Here is a 14,728-nt window from a genome sequence, read left to right on the forward strand (position 1 = left end):
AGCAGGCCACAGTAATCTAGCCCAGGCTCACCCGCTGCCGCAGCCACGCCTCAGCCATTTCAGCAAAGCCAAGGCCCGAACGTTCACTAGTGATAGCCACCGGTTTGTGGGCCATCACTGGCAGATGCCTACGAATATTCACCACACCGATACTCAAGGGGAAGTTTCGAAACATACTTTCGTCATTGGGTGCGTCGCCGATGAACACCGACCTCGCCTGCAAGGCCGACAACTCAAGGTCGAATAGCTCACGCCCAACACGTATGGCCATCGTAGACTTGTCAAAGTCGCCCAGCCAGACATTGAGATGAATCGAGCTTTGCCGAACATTGAAGCCCTGTGCGACCAGTGCGTCATGGAGGCTTTTCACCTGCTCCGGGCTCAGCGCTTGCTGCTGGTTGTAGTCCACCGCCACATCGACATAGCGGAAGGCCTGATCGCTCGCCAGTTCGGGCTTGAAGTCCAGTTCGAGCGCTGCGACAGCTGCTAATATCTTCGTCTGGTCCTCGCGATGCGAGGCCTGGTTGTCCCAGTAGTGCCAGCGAACGGTTTGTGGTGCGGTACGATGCGCATAAAAAGCGCCGCCCTCCCCGATAACGGCGGCCACTGGCCAGGTACGGATGATCTGGTCACACCAGCCAGCACAGCCTCCGGTGACCGGAACGACGCGAATGCCCGCTGCCGCGAGCTTGCAGAGCGCAAGATAGGTCTCGGGCAAGAGCTGCCCGCCAGTGGTCAGGGTGTCATCTACATCAGTAAACAGAATGTCGGCGCCACCGAAGGCTACGTTATCCATCATCACATGACTTTCTTGCGCAGCATGCTGGTAATCGCTTCGCCCAGGATGACCAGCACGAGAATCGCCAGCAGGATTGTGGCGACGGTCTGCCAGGCGAACAGGTCGATGGAACCCTGTAGCAACACACCGATGCCGCCAGCGCCCACCAGGCCCAGGACGGTGGATTCGCGGATATTGATATCCCAGCGCAGGATGACGATGGCGAAAAAGGCCGGCATGACCTGCGGCACAATCGCGTACAGCACCACCTTCATCTTGCTGGCGCCCGTCGCCTGAATGGCTTCGACCTGACGGTGATCGATTTCTTCGATAGCCTCACCCATCAGCTTGCCGATAAAGCCAATGGAGCGAAAGGTCACGGCCAGAATACCTGCCAGTACGCCTGGGCCAAATATGGCAACAAACAGCAGTGCCCAGATAATGGTGTTTACTGAACGGCTCGAGACCAGAATGAACCGGCCGAGCCACAGCGTGGCCTTGTTAGGCGTGGTGTTCTGAGCTGCGATGTAGGACACCGGCAAGGCGATGAAAATCGTGAGCACTGTCGACAAGGTAGCGATGTGGACGGTCTCCAGCATCGCCTGAAAGATATCATTCCACCTGGCGAACTCGGGCGGCCACATCCTGGCACCAAGGTTCTGAATCTGGGTTGGCGCATCCCATACCCAGGGCCAGAAGATATCGATGTCTTTTACCGCCCAGACCACCGCAAGCACAGTAAGCAGGTAGATCCCGTAGCGGATCATCTGCTCCTTGCGGTCATAACGTGACCAGACTCGATCTGACAGCCTTGCAGCTTGATCTACCATACTTTTTTCCTGACCCATCCGCTGAAGCCCTCACTGAGCAGAATAATGCCAATAATCATCAGCAGAATGGCAAAGGCAAAATCATAGTCGTAACGGCCGAAGGCGTTCATCAGCGTGCTGCCGATACCACCGGCACCGACGATACCGACCACCGCCGAGGCGCGCAGATTGCTGTCCAGCTGGTACATTGACAGGCCGATCTGACGGGGGATGATCTGAGGTAGAACGCCGTATAACAGCACCTTGAAGTACCCTGCCCCTACCGAGCGCATCGCCTCGACCTGCCCCCAGTCAATCTCTTCGATTTCCTCAGCGAGCAGCTTCGCGACAAAGCCGATGGAATAGAGTGTCAGCGTCAGGATGCCGGCCAGCGGACCAAAGCCTACGGCTGCCACCAGCAGGATGGCGACGATGACCGGATGAAAACTGCGAGACACGATAATGATGGCGCGCCCCAGCAGATAGACGGGCATGGGGGCGACGTTCCTGGCAGCCATCACTGCGATGGGTATAGACAGACCAACACCCATCAGCGTTGCGAGAAACGCAATCTGGAAGCTCTCCTTGAAGCCCGTCCACAACAGGCTGCCCCGCTCGAAGCTGGGTGGAAAGGCACCGCCGAAAATTCGAGCCGCGCGAGGCAGGCCTTCTGAAATTCGCTCCCAGTTGAACGGCAAGGTGGAGAATGCCCAGTAGAGGTAGGTGAGCGCTATCGCGATCAAGCCATAGCGTAGCCAGGGACTGGTAATAAAGGGCGGCTTTTTCCAGACCCTGCCTGTCATGCCGCAGGCTCCTGAGTCTTGAATGCCTCACGCGCAGGCTCGCGCGCTCTCTCATGCCCAGTTTCATCCGGCGCTTCGATACCACCATAAATGGCATCCAGCGCGGCCTGATCGAAGTCGGCAGGCGCACCGTCAAAGATCATCTGACCATGGCGCATGCCGACAATGCGGTCGGTATATAGTCGCGCCTGTGTGACATTGTGGATATTGATCAGCACCGGCAATGACATTTCGCTCGCCAGGCTCTGCAACAGACTCATGATCTGCTGAGAGGTTTTCGGGTCCAGTGAGGCGGTGGGTTCGTCAGCCAGTAGAATCTCCGGTTCCTGCATCAGCGCACGCACCACGGCCACCCGCTGCCGCTCACCACCAGAGAGCTGATCGGCGCGTTTATCAGCGTATTGATCGATGCCCACCCGCTCCATCAGATGGAAGGCACGGTCGATGTCGGTCTGTGGGAAACGACGCGTCAGTGCCTGAAAAAACGACACATAGCCAAGACGCCCGGATAGCACATTTTCCATCACGCTCAGGCGATCAATCAGGTTGAAGCCCTGGAAGATCATCCCGATGCGTTGGCGTGAGCGGCGCAGTGCGCTGCCGCGAAGACCAACCAGTTCGTTACCGTTCAGTTTGATCGAGCCCGAGGTCGACTCGACCAGCCCATTGATACAGCGCAAAAGCGTACTTTTTCCGGCACCTGAGGCGCCGACGATGGCCACGACACTGCTGCCATCGACCGTCAGATCGAGACCTTTGAGCACAGCCTCGTTCTGCCCGTAGCGTTTTACGAGATTGGTAATCTCTAACATGCATTCACTCCGGATGACGCCTCTGAGGGGTAGCCAGAGGCCTCTGATTGCCTACTCGATTTTGTCGCGGGTATAGTCCACGCCATTGGCCTGCTGGATGGTGCGAATGACCTTCCAGTTATCCTTGTAGTTAATCGGAATGAATTTTTCGACGCCTTCAAACTCCTTGCCCAGCTCTGTGCCGGCAAACTTGAAGCTAAAGAAGCCCTCCTTGATCTTCTCGACCAGGGCAGGATCCAGGTTGTAGGCATAGTTATAGGAGGTTGTCGGGAAGCGATCCGACTCCCAGACCATGCGCACCTCCTTGGGGTCATACAGTCCGCGAGCGGCCATACGATCGACCACTTCTGAGGCCACTGGCGCAGCGTCGTAATCACCAGCAACTACACCCAGCATCGACTGATCATGGCTGCCCGAGAAGTTGATCTTGTAGTCCTCTCCCGGCACGACGCCCAGTTCAGGAAACAGCGCCATGGGCGCCTGGTTGCCAGAGTTGGACGTTGGTGAGGTGTGCGCGACGCGCTTGCCTTTGAGGTCTTTGACTGCCTTGATGTCGGAATCTTTTTGCGTGAAGACCTGCAGCGTATAACCGAATTGACCGGAGTCCGAGCCCATCAACGCAAAAGGCACCGCGCCAGCGAGATTGACTGCGAAAGGCGTAGGACCGGTCGAAAAACCGGCAATGTGCAGACGACCACTGCGCATGGCTTCTACCTGTGCCGCATTGGACTGCACGGCGAAGAAGCGAACGTCCTTACCAGTGACTTTGGAGAGATGATCGATGAAGGGTTGCCAGATATCCGAGTAGATGGCCGGGTCTTCGACCGGTGTATAGGCAAAGATCAAGGTATCTGGATTGACCCACTCGGATTTGTCCTTGGGCAGGTCGGCGACCAGGTCGCCGTTTTCGTCGCAGTATTTTTTGTCGAGCGCGCCTCGCTCACAGGCGGCGAATGTCTGGCCGCTGAAACTGAACAGCAAGGCTGTCGCCACTACAGTTGCCGAAGGCAGGATACTCGGAATTAGCTTTGTCCGTGAAACCATACAAATACTCCACTGGAAACGGTCCGAGCATGAGCAACTATGCCGTGCATTGAACATCCCGAGCGGACGCGTTTCGTTAGATTGTTGTTATTGTCGGATGTTCAACTGTACGTCGATAGTAACAGGAAATGTTCAGTTTGGAAGCGGGGGGTTTCGTTAGCGAAAGACTGAACCAAGGAGCGTACAAAATCCAATATCAGCTGATAGCTTTAAAAAATCACATTATTGACGAGAAATGCTCCGTCGAAAACACAGCCTCTGTCCATCTATGGTAAGTGCAAGCAGCAAATTTCATGAAGGGAGGACAGGACGATGTGTTCGCAACGCGAAATGCGCACCATCAATCATACGAACAGGATCCTCATCGCCATCGCCGGCGTCGCGGGGGTACTGACTGACGGCTTTCAGGGCGGAGACGTTCTCGGCATCGTATCCATGCTGCTCTGGCTCTGGCAGACAGAATTCAACGGTATTGAGGAAAAGCTGCTCGATCTCCTGAGAAAACCCGTCCCCGCCCAAAAGCAGCAGTCCGGCCCGTAGAGCTAGCGGTTTCGCCCCAGCGCATCGTGACTCGTAACCCAGTCGCCAGCCAGCACTGCAGAGCTAAGCGATATCTCCCCGGCCAACACAGTTGCGCCAATAATCTCAGCGAGCTTGCGCACCTTACCCTTGCCATAGCAGCCGAGCATCTCCAGACATTCCTTCTGCGTCGCAAGACCAGTGCCACCGCCGTAGGTGGCCACGATCATCGACGGAATGGTGATCGAGATGTAGTAATCACCAGCCGCATTCACATCGACAAACATGATGGCTGCGGAAGACTCAGCCACATTCGCGACGTCCTGTCCGGTGGCCATGAATACGGCCGTTATGCCGTTGGCAGAATGTGCACCGGTGTTGACTGAGCCCGCCATGAAACTGCCAACCTGGGTAATGGAGCGCATCTTGAACAGCGTCTCCGAGTCAACACCCATGATGGACTTCAGCAGTGCATTGGGAATGGTCGCCTCCGCAATCACGCGCTTCCCCCGTGTATGCAGCGTATTCAGCGTGGAGTGCTTCTTGTCGGTATCCATCGCGCCCGAGAGAATATACTTCTCCACCATCGGATTATTCGCCTTGATCCACTCACAGGCCACAAAGGTGGCCTTGCCCACCATGTTCTGCCCGGCGGCGTCACCGGTGGTGAAGTTGAAGCGAAGGTAGAGCATGCGCGCAGCAGCATATTTCTCGATGTTGCGGAGCTTGCCCGACCGGGTCGTGCTCTCAGCCGCCTGCCTGATCTCGTCGAAGTGCTCATCGATCCAGTTACCGAAGTCCCGAGCCTGTCGCGCATTCTCGAATACGAAGACCGGTGCGCGCTGCATGGCGTCGTCGACAACGCTGACAGTCACCCCGCCCGCCTCTCTCAGCAAGCGCATGCCTCTGTTGTAGCTCGCCACCAGCGTACCCTCAGCGGTTGCCATCGGCACATAGAAATCGCCCTGGGCATGCTCACCATTGACCAACAGCGGACCGGCAAGCCCCATGGGCACCTGGGCTACACCAATGAAGTTTTCGATATTGCCTGCAGTGATGGCAGGATCGAAGGAGAAACTGCCGACATGCTCCAGATTCACACCCGTGCGCTGCTTGACGAAGTCGCGGCGTGCTTCGCCCATCTCGACGGTATTGTCGTTGTCTTTGCTTCTGGGAATTCGATCGGTCATTGGCTAGCGCTCTCGGGTCAGGTTGGCGGTCAGCCTGAAGTGTGCCAACGCCTCACTGACATTGCCAGTATGCGGGACCACGGCGGCGGACAATCAAGTGCCGAAGGCTAACCACAGTTCCCGACCGTAGTACACAAGCTACGTCTTATGGAACTGCCGTCATGATGAAATTTCCCTATCCACTACTTCCAGCTATCGCACTTGGGGCGACATTGGCCCTGAATGGCTCTATTGCTACCGCTGCTATCGCCGCTACCGCACTGCCGCAAGTGCCTTCGCCGGCGCTGCCATACGAACAGACCGTCGGAGACATCGAACAGGTCTTTGCATTCGATGGCCCCATGCCAACCGGCGTTACCGTTGCGGATAATGGCCGCATCTTCGTGAACTTCCCGCGTTGGGGAGATGATGTACCGTTCACGGTCGCTGAGCTGCGGGATGGCAAGGCTGTGCCCTATCCTGACATCAAGATCAACACGCCCAAAGGACAGCCGGCTGCCGAGGCCTTTATCAGCGTCCAAAGCGTCGTGATGGATAGCCAGAATCGTCTATGGGTCCTGGATACCGCTGCGCCCGGATTTTCAGCACCGCAGCCTGGGGGCGCCAAGCTGGTCGCGATCGATCTGGATAGCAATAAGGTCGTGAAAACGATTGTCTTCCCCAAGGATGTGATACTCGACTCTACCTATCTCAATGACGTCCGCTTCGACTTGAGTGAAGGCAAGGCAGGCACAGCCTACGTAACGGATTCTTCCATGAAGGGACCGGGAGCCATCATCGTGGTCGATATTGCCAGCGGTAAAGCCCTGCGGCGGCTCAGTGGCGCGGATTCGACTTCACCCGACCCGGATTTTGTGCCTGTGGTCGAAGGTCGGCGCTTGATGAACCGTGCGCCTGATGGCACGACCTCTGCCTTCGCTGTCGCAGCCGACGGCATAGCGCTGCCGGCTGATGGCAAGGTTCTTTACTTCAGCCCTCTTTCCGGTCGTCACCTCTATTCGGTGCCGACTGCGATGCTGCGTGATGACTCGATACCCGATAGCAAACTGATTGAAGCTGTGAAGGATCTTGGCGAAAAAGGGGCCTCGGATGGACTGGAGTCTGACGCCACCGGTGCCGTTTACGCCACCGACTATGAGCATAACGCCATTCACAAGCGGCATGCGGACGGCAGCTGGACAACGATTGCTCACGACCCGCGCATACTGTGGCCGGACACGCTTTCAGTCGCAGCCGATGGCTACCTGTATTTCACGGCTAATCAACTGCATCGTCAGCCTGGTTTCCATGGCGGGAAGGATTTGCGGAAGAAACCATATAGCCTTTTTCGTGTGAAACTGAAGAAGTAAACCGTCGGCAAGGCCGGGTTGCGCTTGTGCGTCCGCTACAGGCCTCGTAAGCTCTCCGCTGAACAGAGGCCTGAGTGAATGAGGAGCACCCCGAGATGAGCCGTAGAAGTATCGTGATCACTGGCGCCAGTGATGGCATAGGTAAGGCCTTGGCCTTTGAGATGGCAGAGCGCGGCTATGATCTCGGCCTCACTGCTCGTCGGCTCGAACGGCTGGAGGCTATAGCAGAGGACATTGCCGCACGCTATCCCGAGACACAGATCGCAGTAGAGGCGCTCGATGTCACTGCTTATGAAACAGTGCAGCCGGTCTTTGACAAGCTGGCTGGCGCGCTCGGCAAGATCGATATTGTGCTCGCCAACGCCGGCATTGCCAGGGGTGGTAAGGTCGGCACGATGCCTCTGGCGGACAATCTTATGACGATCGATACCAACGTCAACGGCGCCATTGCCACTGTGTCTGCGGCTCTGAAGATATTCCGTCAGCAGGGCCACGGACACCTTGTAGCGACTTCATCGCTCGCAGCCTACCGGGGCATGCCCCGCAACGCAGCCTATTGCGCATCGAAGGCAGCCTTATCGACCTTCATGGAGGCAGTCAGGGCTGAAACCTATAAGGAGAAAATCGCCGTTACGGTACTCCACCCAGGCTATATCGACACCGAGATAAACCGCCACCTGAAATCGCGTCCCTTCCTGATCACCGTGGAGAAAGGCGCGAAAATCTTTGCCGATCTCATCGAGAAGAAAGTTGCGCGTGCAACAGTACCAGTCCATCTCGCGGGGGTTCTCAGACCGCTACTCAAGCTACTCCCGACCCGCCTCATCGCACGAATGGGCTAGCTCATGAACCTACTAACGTCGCTCTATAATCGTACGGTAATTTCCCGCCCTGCCCTGGTGCTCGTGCTGTTCGCAATCGTGCTCGTGCTGGCCAGCCTCAGAATTGACCAGTTTCGTCTTGATGCCTCGGCTGAGTCACTGGTGCTCGAGAATGACCGATCACTTGAGCAGTTCCGGGAGATCAACCGGCGTTTCGACAAGACTGAAGACTTCCTCGTGGTCACGTTCTCACCAGCTGATGAGCTCTTCACGGAACGCAATATCGACACGCTGAGATCGCTTCGGGACGAGTTGGCGAAGCTCGAGAACGTCGGTGAGATCAACAGCATACTCAGCGTGCCACTGCTGCACAGTCCCGAGCTTACCCTCGATAACGTCGATTCAGAAATCCGCACGCTCGACGAAGACGATGTGCCTTTGGACGTAGCACGTGAAGCACTTCTGTCGAACCCGCTGTATCCCAATCTCCTGATCAGCGAAGACGGCGAAACCACCGCTATACAGATCAACCTGCCTACTCCTGATCACTATTACGAGTTACTGAACCGACGCAACGACCTTCGTGCGCAGACCACGCTCTCGACTACGGAGTCAGCTGAGCTGGAGCGGCTCAACACGGATTTCATCGAGCTCAAGGAAAGCCTGGTGGCACAGCAGGACAGGACCATCGCCAATGTGCGCGAGATCCTTGACCGCTACAGCAGCAATGCAGAGCTCCACCTCGGTGGCGTGCCAATGATCGTTGCCGACATGATTGATTTCATCGAGAGTGATCTCTACACCTTCGGCGCAGGTGTTCTGCTCTTCATGGTACTGACGCTGACCTTGATCTTCCGGCAGTGGCAATGGGTGCTGACGCCCCTGCTCTGCTGTACCTTTACGGTCTGGCTCGTCACTGCTTACCTCGGCTGGCTGAACTGGCCGGTGACCGTCATTTCCTCCAATTACGTCTCGCTCCTGCTTATTACGACATTATCGCTGACCATCCACTTGATCGTCCGCTACCGGGAAAACCAGCACGCCCATCCAGACTACGACAAACGCAGGATGATGCTGGAAACTGTAAAGGCCATGGTACTGCCCTGCCTGTACATGACGCTGACTACCGTGGTCGCCTTTGGGTCACTGACCCTGAGTGGCATTCGACCTGTGATCGACTTCGGCTGGATGATGACGCTGGGCCTGTGGCTTGCCTTCTTCGTCGCCTTCCTCGTGTTCCCGGCGCTTGTGATGCTCATGCCACCACCGCCAGGCGATCTTCCAGCCGATCATGGCCGCGCCTATACGCGATTCTTTGCTGCCCTGACTGAGCGTCACGGCGGCATGGTGACTGTGTGTTCGGCCATACTCGCAATCGTATTCGTGGCCGGCATCACGCGCCTGTCGGTCGAGAACAGCTTCATCAACTACTTCAAATCCGATACTGAAATTCACCAGGGCATGCTGGTGATCGATAACAAACTCGGTGGCACCTCACCGCTGGATCTCGTCATCAACGGTGAGCCCGCACCTGAGGGGTATGACGAAGAAGAACCTTGCGACCCTTTCCTCGACGAGTGTGAAGAGGGTGAAGAGTGGCGCGACACCTGGTTTACGCCAAAGAAAATCGACCAGCTGAAACAGGTTCATGACTATCTCCAGCAACTTGAACACACTGGCAAGATCATCTCGGTTACGACGACCCTCGACCTCATCAAGACGATCAATGAGGATCGCGAACTGGACGCTGTTCAGCTAGCCCTTGTACCGAAGATGCTGCCGGAAGATCTGAGCGCGGTGCTGGTCACACCGTATGTCTCCGAGGAAGCGAATCAAGTGAGATTCAGTATCAGGCTGCGCGATTCCTCGCCAACACTGAAGCGCGATGAGCTGCTCCGGGAGATCGAGACCCATATGACGACCGAGCTTGGCTATGATGAAAATGAGTTTGTGCTCACGGGTATGACCGTGATGTACAACAACATGCTGCAGAGTCTGTTCGATTCCCAGATCAAGACACTTGGCTTTGTGTTCGGGGCCATTGCCATCATGTTTCTCATCGTGTTTCGCTCGGTCAAGCTTGCGCTGATCGGGCTTGCCCCTAACCTGCTGGCCGCAGCGAGCGTGTTGGGCATGATGGGATGGATGGGCATTCCGCTGGACCTGATGACAATCACTGTTGCAGCCATTGCCGTGGGTATCGCGGTGGACAATACCATCCACTACATTCACCGGTTCCGCATCGAGTTCCCGACCGACCGGGACTACACCGCGACCATGCATCGCTGCCATCAAAGTATCGGCCGTGCGATGTCCTATACCTCCCTCACCATCATCATCGGTTTTTCGATCCTGGTGCTATCGAACTTCATTCCGACTATTTACTTCGGGCTGTTCACAGGCTTTGCGATGTTGGTGGCGCTGGTGGCTTCGCTTACGCTGCTGCCTAAGCTTATTTTGATGGTGAAGCCATTTGGGCCTCAAGTCTGACCCACTCTTCATGGAGCTCAAGCCTGCGTTGCTGGCACCGTCATCAGAAGAAGACGAGTTATGAAGATCGCTCCTTGTAACCGCCAGGAATTTCGGCAGTAGCCCCGGGTGGACGGGGCAATCTCTTCCAGCTCCGTTGGCACCGGTCACACATTGTCAGCCTTCCTTTTTCTAGATACGGAGAATATCGTCAGCGCCATGATCACAACCAGGAGCCCGTTTAAAGTAATCAGGTACTCTCCGTCGGTGAACGGGCTTTTTCCTGATAAACAGTAGCCATTAGGTAGCCCTCCCCTGACCCATATGTCGACGGATCAGTGGCTTCGTAGAGGGACAGGAGCTCAGAAGACGTGATGATGGGCTGCGGCCCGTCGATCCCAAGTATTCCACCCCGCTGAAGAAACCGTTACCCTGCCCGTCCACTTCAAGGACGAGGTACTCATGGCAGTTCATGATCATGGTTATAAACAGCTGTTTTCGCATCCCGAAATGGTACGCGATCTAATGCTCGGCTTCGTGCCCTTCGACTGGGTGCAGGACCTGGATTTTTCCACATTGGAAAAGCTCAACAACAGCTATATCACTGACGATTTGCGTGAGCGGGCTGACGATCTGGTTTGGCGGGTGAAGTTTCGTGGGCAGTGGCTCTATCTGTATCTGTTGCTCGAGTTCCAGTCGACGGTCGACCGCTTTATGGCCGTACGGCTGCTGACTTACGTGGGCCTGCTGTACCAGGACTTGATCAAATCGAAGCAGCTCTCGGGGAAGGCAAAACTACCGCCCGTCTTACCGCTGGTCCTGTATAATGGGGTAAAACCGTGGAAGGCTGCTATCAGTCTGGCCGATCTGATTCAGCCAATGCCGGAGCAGCTGCAGGCTTTCCAGCCCTCACTGCAGTATTTGCTGATCGATGAACACAGCTTTGATGCAAGGGAACTTGAGCGACTGAAGAATCCGACCGCAGCGCTCATCAGAGCTGAGCTGGCTGATGGGCCGGAGGCGCTGGCTAGAGTGGTAGCCAACCTTATCGTCTGGCTTGATCAGGACCGACAGGCGGACCTGGTTAGAGCATTCAATGAGTGGATTGGACGTATACTGATCAGAAATAAAGTAGAAGGAATCGAGCTGGAATCCATTCGGAACCTTACGGAGATGCACAGCATGTTAAACGAGCGAAGCAATAACTGGGGCCGGGCCTTTATTGAGCAAGGGCTGAAACAAGGTCTCGAACAAGGGCTTGAACAAGGGCTTGAACAAGGCATTGAACAGGGGCGCGAACAAGGCATTGAGCTTGGGGAAGCGCGGATGCTAAAGCGTCTTCTAAGCAAGCGGTTCGGGCAGATGCCCCAGTGGGCCGTCGAGCGGATCGATAGTGCCAAAGGCGAGCAGCTCGAGCTGTGGATAGACCGGGTTCTTGAAGTTGATTCACTCGAGGACGCGCTCGGCTGATCTTTTGGCCCACTTTTCATGCTGGCCCGCGGTCTGCGTATCGTCCACATCGGTGAACAGAATGTCGGCGCCACCGAACTCGATATTATCCACCATCACACGACTTTCTTGCGCAGAACGGGGTAATCACTTCGGCCAGGATGACCAGCACAAGAATAGCCAGCAGGATTGTGGCTGCCCAGATGATGGTGTTTACTGAACGGCTTGATAGTAAACTCATACGGACCGTCTTTTCGGAATCCGAGGCGGGTGTAGAATTCTGCTGCACCTGAAGCCTTGTGAGCTACAAGCCATCCACCGCCACTATTAAGGCTATGTGCCAAAGCGCGGGCCACGCCCTGTGCACACTGCTTTATCTTTGCAACTGCCTGTTGATTCGAATGCTGTGCTGACCCAGAGGGCGACAAACTGTTACCATCTGCCGCCGTCAATGCCCACTTCCCGACTCAAGGCTGATTAGATGAACATCGTTGTACGTTATTTCTTTCGTTTTGTGCGCCTGGTACTGACACCTGTGATCTTGCTGATGGAGAAGCTCACCACGCCCAAGGCACTGTCCCGGTCAGCAGAAGATCAGGCTGCAGCTGATAGCGCTTGCAAAGATCTGGCTCTGTACCAGTTTCCAGCCTGCCCCTTCTGCGTAAAAGTACGGAAAGAAATTGCCCGACTGGGCCTGAACATCGAATTGCGAGACTCCCGGAATGATACAGGCCATCGCGCCGAACTGGAAAGTGGCGGCGGGCGAATCAAAGTGCCCTGCCTGCGCGTTACGCATAGCGATGGACAGCAGGAGTGGCTATATGAGTCTGGCGCAATCAATCAGTGGCTGAGAGAGAGATTCAACCCGTCTGTCGAAGACGCAGCCAAGGCCTAAGCGGTCGAGGCCGACTTGGAGTGCCTGTTGGTAATTTCCCTGGCCCGGTTAGCTTCCGATCCTCATGCAAGCGGCCTTCGACATACTTGTGCAGGATGCTGGCAACCAGTGTCTGGTAGGGAATACCCTCAACAAGTGCTTTCTTCTGCAGACCACGAATGTCCTTGGAAGAAAGCCTGATATTGATGCGGGCATCCTTCTTGAACATAGCTTCGGCATACTGCTGATGCTGCGCTTTTCGACCCTCAATATCTGGCGCATGCTCGAGCTTTCCAGCATCGAACGCGTCCAGAATTTCCTGCTCTTCTTTATCCAACCTACTCAGCGTACCCCTCTATTTCAATCACATGAATCAGCTGGCCCGGATACCGCCCCTGATTAGGATGCTCTAACGTATCCAGGATACCTTCGACAGATAGCCCGGGGTGTGAGCCAGCGTGACAAAAACGCCTTCGATGTACGTACTCACGCTCAGGCCGCCATCAACAGAGAACGATAACGAATGCAGCCATGGGCAAAGACGTTCCTGCCAATCCATGTCAATTCTGATACGGTGCCTGCAGGTTTATCTAAAAATCGGAGACTAGCATGTCCTTACGCAGCACCTCGCTTGGTTGCGTGCTCTTTATGACTTTCTGGATGTCAGCGTTACATGCTGGCGCGGCGGTACCCGGTAGTCATCAACTGAACCTGGCCGAGGCCAATAAGCTGGTGGCTCTGCCGTTGAATTGCATCGAGAAACCCTATCCCTATAAAGTTGGCTGGGTCTTGCGCGATGCTGAGGATCTCAAACCGCCTTCCGTTGTGCATCCTGTGTTTAACGGATGTTACGACTGGCACAGCGCTGTGCATGCCTATTGGTCTCTGGTGACTCTGGCGCGGCAGCTTCCCGAGCTGGAGAAGGCCGATGCTGTGAGGTCGTTGCTCCGGCACAACCTAACGCCGCAAAAGGTCGCCAAGGAGCTCGCTTTCTTCCGTGACGAAAGAAATGCTTCATTCGAGCGCACCTATGGCTGGGCATGGTTGCTCAAACTGCAGCTCGAATTACAGCAATGGAAAGACCCGTTAGCAGAGCAGCTCGCTGCCAATCTCAGACCGCTCAGCGATCTTATCGCGCAGAGGTATCTAGAGTTCCTGCCCCGGCTCGTTTACCCGGTAAGGGTCGGCGTGCATGGCAATACCGCCTTCGGCCTGAGCTTCGCGTTTGACTATGCAACGCACAATGGAAATTCGGCTCTGCAATCCCTGATCAGCAAACGGGCTAGGGACTTCTACATGGAAGACCGCCAGTGCCCAATCGCCTGGGAGCCGAGCGGCTATGACTTTTTATCGCCCTGCCTTGAAGAGATGGGGTTGATGCAGCGTGTTCTGCCAGAGAAACTGTTTCTCACGTGGCTGCAGGGCTTTCTTCCGCAGCTGGCTGATCCGGATTTCACCATTGATACGGCTGAGGTCGGTGACCGGACAGACGGTAAACTGGTACACCTGGACGGACTGAATTTCAGCCGAGCCTGGAACCTGTACCTGCTGGCAAACCGTTACCCGCAATATGCGCATCTCAAGGACCTGGCTGATCGGCATGTGGCGTACTCTTATCCGAATCTGATCGGCGACAGTTATGAGGGCGGGCACTGGCTTGGCAGCTTCGCGATTCATGCGCTCAACACTTCGCGGAATCAGCAGGAGTGATGCGATGAGTTGAGACCGCTCTACATCACAGTCCCTCCTAGGCAGCAAGGCTTCAGGACAGAGCCCCACAGGCAATGCTTCGGATCTTGCCAGAGCAGGCG

15 protein-coding genes are annotated in these 14,728 nt (G+C 55.8%); 7 read left to right on the forward strand and 8 right to left on the reverse strand.

Annotated elements, in window-relative coordinates:
- Positions 1–16: 16 nt before the first annotated feature.
- From ACH3PB_RS07620 to phnD, 5 genes are read right to left on the reverse strand one after another with little or no spacing between them, the layout of a single operon-like run.
- On the reverse strand, positions 17–799 hold the full coding sequence (locus tag ACH3PB_RS07620) for an HAD-IIB family hydrolase (protein ID WP_416398858.1): 783 nt from the start codon (positions 797–799) through the stop codon (positions 17–19).
- Positions 799–1,608 carry a phosphonate ABC transporter, permease protein PhnE gene (phnE, locus tag ACH3PB_RS07625; protein WP_416398859.1) on the reverse strand — a complete coding sequence of 270 codons (810 nt, stop codon included), beginning with the start codon at positions 1,606–1,608 and terminating at the stop codon, positions 799–801. The genes ACH3PB_RS07620 and phnE (ACH3PB_RS07625) overlap by 1 nt, the downstream gene beginning before the upstream one ends.
- The gene (gene phnE / locus ACH3PB_RS07630) at positions 1,602–2,390 is read right to left on the reverse strand and encodes a phosphonate ABC transporter, permease protein PhnE (protein ID WP_416398861.1); all 789 of its coding nucleotides are present in this window, start codon (positions 2,388–2,390) and stop codon (positions 1,602–1,604) included. Before phnE (ACH3PB_RS07630) ends, phnE (ACH3PB_RS07625) begins: the two co-directional genes overlap by 7 nt.
- The gene (phnC, locus tag ACH3PB_RS07635; RefSeq protein ID WP_416398863.1) at positions 2,387–3,202 is read right to left on the reverse strand and encodes a phosphonate ABC transporter ATP-binding protein; all 816 of its coding nucleotides are present in this window, start codon (positions 3,200–3,202) and stop codon (positions 2,387–2,389) included. Before phnC ends, phnE (ACH3PB_RS07630) begins: the two co-directional genes overlap by 4 nt.
- Positions 3,203–3,253: 51 nt before the next feature.
- Entirely contained in the window at positions 3,254–4,246 is a 993-nt protein-coding gene (gene phnD / locus ACH3PB_RS07640; protein ID WP_416398864.1) for a phosphate/phosphite/phosphonate ABC transporter substrate-binding protein, read from the reverse strand.
- Positions 4,247–4,558: 312 nt separating this feature from the next.
- Between phnD and ACH3PB_RS07645 the strand changes: the two genes are divergently transcribed.
- Complete coding sequence (locus ACH3PB_RS07645; protein WP_416398866.1) at positions 4,559–4,786, forward strand: hypothetical protein; 228 nt, start codon at positions 4,559–4,561, stop codon at positions 4,784–4,786.
- A gap of 2 nt (positions 4,787–4,788) precedes the next feature.
- Here the strand turns inward: ACH3PB_RS07645 and ACH3PB_RS07650 are convergent, their stop codons facing one another.
- Positions 4,789–5,955 carry a hydroxymethylglutaryl-CoA reductase gene (locus tag ACH3PB_RS07650; RefSeq protein WP_416398868.1) on the reverse strand — a complete coding sequence of 389 codons (1,167 nt, stop codon included), beginning with the start codon at positions 5,953–5,955 and terminating at the stop codon, positions 4,789–4,791.
- A gap of 161 nt (positions 5,956–6,116) precedes the next feature.
- Here ACH3PB_RS07650 and ACH3PB_RS07655 point away from each other — a divergent pair, with 161 nt between their 5' ends.
- The 4 genes from ACH3PB_RS07655 to ACH3PB_RS07670 all read left to right on the forward strand — a co-directional run bounded on the left by ACH3PB_RS07655 (position 6,117) and on the right by ACH3PB_RS07670 (position 12,064).
- Complete coding sequence (locus tag ACH3PB_RS07655) at positions 6,117–7,304, forward strand: L-dopachrome tautomerase-related protein (protein ID WP_416398869.1); 1,188 nt, start codon at positions 6,117–6,119, stop codon at positions 7,302–7,304.
- A 95-nt stretch (positions 7,305–7,399) separates the two neighbouring features.
- The gene (locus ACH3PB_RS07660) at positions 7,400–8,146 is read left to right on the forward strand and encodes an SDR family oxidoreductase (protein WP_416398871.1); all 747 of its coding nucleotides are present in this window, start codon (positions 7,400–7,402) and stop codon (positions 8,144–8,146) included.
- A gap of 3 nt (positions 8,147–8,149) precedes the next feature.
- The gene (locus ACH3PB_RS07665; protein WP_416398872.1) at positions 8,150–10,615 is read left to right on the forward strand and encodes an efflux RND transporter permease subunit; all 2,466 of its coding nucleotides are present in this window, start codon (positions 8,150–8,152) and stop codon (positions 10,613–10,615) included.
- A gap of 441 nt (positions 10,616–11,056) precedes the next feature.
- Positions 11,057–12,064 carry an Rpn family recombination-promoting nuclease/putative transposase gene (locus ACH3PB_RS07670; RefSeq protein WP_416398874.1) on the forward strand — a complete coding sequence of 336 codons (1,008 nt, stop codon included), beginning with the start codon at positions 11,057–11,059 and terminating at the stop codon, positions 12,062–12,064.
- 85 nt (positions 12,065–12,149) lie between these two features.
- On the opposite strand, the gene ACH3PB_RS07675 is transcribed toward ACH3PB_RS07670, so the two are convergent.
- Entirely contained in the window at positions 12,150–12,284 is a 135-nt protein-coding gene (locus ACH3PB_RS07675; RefSeq protein ID WP_416398875.1) for a hypothetical protein, read from the reverse strand.
- Positions 12,285–12,524: 240 nt separating this feature from the next.
- Here ACH3PB_RS07675 and ACH3PB_RS07680 point away from each other — a divergent pair, with 240 nt between their 5' ends.
- Entirely contained in the window at positions 12,525–12,938 is a 414-nt protein-coding gene (locus ACH3PB_RS07680) for a glutaredoxin family protein (protein ID WP_416398876.1), read from the forward strand.
- On the opposite strand, the gene ACH3PB_RS07685 is transcribed toward ACH3PB_RS07680, so the two are convergent.
- Positions 12,904–13,254 carry an antitoxin gene (locus ACH3PB_RS07685; RefSeq protein ID WP_416398877.1) on the reverse strand — a complete coding sequence of 117 codons (351 nt, stop codon included), beginning with the start codon at positions 13,252–13,254 and terminating at the stop codon, positions 12,904–12,906. The genes ACH3PB_RS07680 and ACH3PB_RS07685 overlap by 35 nt on opposite strands.
- 272 nt (positions 13,255–13,526) lie before the next feature.
- Between ACH3PB_RS07685 and ACH3PB_RS07690 the strand changes: the two genes are divergently transcribed.
- Entirely contained in the window at positions 13,527–14,627 is a 1,101-nt protein-coding gene (locus ACH3PB_RS07690; protein ID WP_416398878.1) for a DUF2891 domain-containing protein, read from the forward strand.
- Positions 14,628–14,728: the final 101 nt, after the last annotated feature.

Source organism: Allohahella sp. A8, assembly GCF_047946665.1.
In the GTDB taxonomy this organism is placed as follows: domain Bacteria; phylum Pseudomonadota; class Gammaproteobacteria; order Pseudomonadales; family Oleiphilaceae; genus Allohahella.